2 protein-coding genes and 1 pseudogene are annotated in these 1,890 nt (G+C 60.3%); 2 read left to right on the top strand and 1 reads right to left on the bottom strand.

Translation table 11 applies throughout. From position 1 onward, the window contains the following. Positions 1-74 precede the first annotated feature (74 nt). The gene (locus tag ABL922_RS14745) at positions 75-629 is read left to right on the top strand and encodes a hypothetical protein (RefSeq protein WP_349024962.1); all 555 of its coding nucleotides are present in this window, start codon (positions 75-77) and stop codon (positions 627-629) included. Then, a complete protein-coding gene (locus tag ABL922_RS14740) occupies positions 629-1,681 on the top strand; it encodes a relaxase/mobilization nuclease domain-containing protein (protein ID WP_349024961.1) in 1,053 nt (350 codons plus the stop codon). Before ABL922_RS14745 ends, ABL922_RS14740 begins: the two co-directional genes overlap by 1 nt. 26 nt (positions 1,682-1,707) lie before the next feature. On the opposite strand, the pseudogene ABL922_RS14735 reads toward ABL922_RS14740, so the two are convergent. Further along, positions 1,708-1,890: pseudogene (locus ABL922_RS14735) on the bottom strand (glutaredoxin); the annotation flags it as partial.

The following is a 1,890-nucleotide window of genomic DNA, read 5'->3' as shown; positions in this document are numbered from 1 at the left end:
TTTGTCTTTAATGCAGGATATGCCTAGCGGCGCGTGTTGTCTTACATTGCCCCTGTTTCACACGGGCATGATTGATGGCGACAAATCCACTATCGAACAGCGCGACGCTAACCATTCGGCTTGACGCCGATGCGCTCGCGGCGTTCGACAGCTTCGCGGTCGGTCGTGGCGGACGAAGTGCAGTGTTGCGCCAGATGATCGAACAGACGGTGCGGGAGATCGCAGATCGTCCTTTCATTGACCGCCCCGATGGTGTCGCGCGCAATCGTGTTTCGCTGCGATTTACCGATGTCGAGATCGCCGTGATCGAGGTTCGGGCGGCGCAGCGTTCGACCGATCGCGCAGGTTGGATCAAGGCCTTGGTGCGCCGCCACCTCGCGCTGAAATCGCGGGTTGATGACGGGCTTCTGGCTGAACTTGCGCCCATCAGAATGCAGTTGCTTCGTATCGGCCGCAATCTCAATCAGGCGATGAAAGCCGCCAATTCGTCGATGCTCGAAACCGGCGACAAGCAAATCGAACCCGAGCTGCGACGGATCGCCGACATGCGGATGGAAATCTCCGAGCAGGTGACAGCCGTTGGCGATGCCATGCGCGGCGATGCGAGCTACTGGACGGTAGCGGATTGATGGGCCTAGAATCCGCCCTGTGGGAAGCAACCCGTCCGGCGTTTCGGGTGCGCTATATCCATGATCCCACCAGCTCGCCGCGCGTCCCGCTCTATGCCAGCTACGGCTTTGCCACCGACCCGACCGCGCGGGCCAAGCTGGCACGGATTGTTCGCAAGGCACCCGAGGTCGTGGTCAAGGTTACAGGGCGGCAACGCGGTGGTGTCCACGTCAAAGCCCATCTTGAGTATATCGGGCGCAAGGGAGAAGTGGACATCGAAACCCGCGATGGCGAAATCCTCACAACCAAGGAAGAGGTTGCCGAGCGCGCGGCGGAGTGGAGCGATACGCTTCAATGGCGGTCGCGGCCTACGGTGTCATCGGTGTCGCTGATCTTCTCCATGCCCGAAGGCACCGATCCTGATAAAGTGCTGGGGGCCGTCCGCGCATTGGCCCATGCCGAACTGAGCGACAATCACGATTATGTGCTCGCGCTCCATACCGATACGCCGCGCCCGCATGTGCATCTGACGGTTCAGGCCGAGGGGCTGGATCGCACACGGTTCAACCCCCGTCCGGTTCAACTCAATCGTTTCCGCGAACGCTTTGCCCGCGAACTGCGCGCGCGGGGCGTGGCTGCCGAAGCAACGCCGAGACGGGCGCGAGGACAAGGAATTGCCGGATCGAGCATGGCACTAGTCAAATTGCGGGCGCGGCTGCGATCCGAAGGGAGTCGCCAGATTACCCAATCTGATCGCCGCACCAATGAACAGGCCATCGCCGTTGCGCGGGGCCAGGAGCAACTACCACCGTTCATCGCAGCCGGCACATTTCGCTGGCGAGAAATACGCCGTGCCTATGAGCAAACCGCAGATGCGCTGGATGCCACCGGGAAAGCGGACGACCGGGAGCTTGCCAAGGATGTTCGCACTTTCCTCGACAAGCATCAGGGTATGAATGCCACGCCCGAAGTTTTTGCAGCGCATCATGCCCGAATAATCGCCGCTGACCAAAGCAAGGCGGTATTGCGTGCACCTGATCGACCGCCCAAGGATCACGGGCGAGGGCGATGAGAGGATTAGGTGGCTCGCCGCTGGATTTAGCGATGCCCGACCAGCATCCAAACGGCCATCGCGATCATCATCAGGTTCTCGGTCAGCGAAATGAAGCCCAACGGCACATTGCTGTCACCACCCACACAGGCGCATTTGAGTTCGCGTTTGTCGATATATACCGCTTTGAAAACCGAAACCGCGCCTATCGTCCCGATAAACAGCGCAAC

This window comes from Sphingorhabdus sp. (assembly GCF_040079335.1).
Taxonomy (GTDB): domain Bacteria; phylum Pseudomonadota; class Alphaproteobacteria; order Sphingomonadales; family Sphingomonadaceae; genus Sphingorhabdus_B.
Note: the sequence above shows the minus strand (reverse complement) of the source record. Positions and strands in the feature narration are given on the sequence as shown.

Bases quoted from the DNA above. Each gene is read 5' to 3' on its own strand.
- ABL922_RS14745 (WP_349024962.1), top strand. From the start codon at position 75: ATGGCGACAAATCCACTATCGAACAGCGCGACGCTAACCATTCGGCTT.
- ABL922_RS14740 (WP_349024961.1), top strand. From the start codon at position 629: ATGGGCCTAGAATCCGCCCTGTGGGAAGCAACCCGTCCGGCGTTTCGG.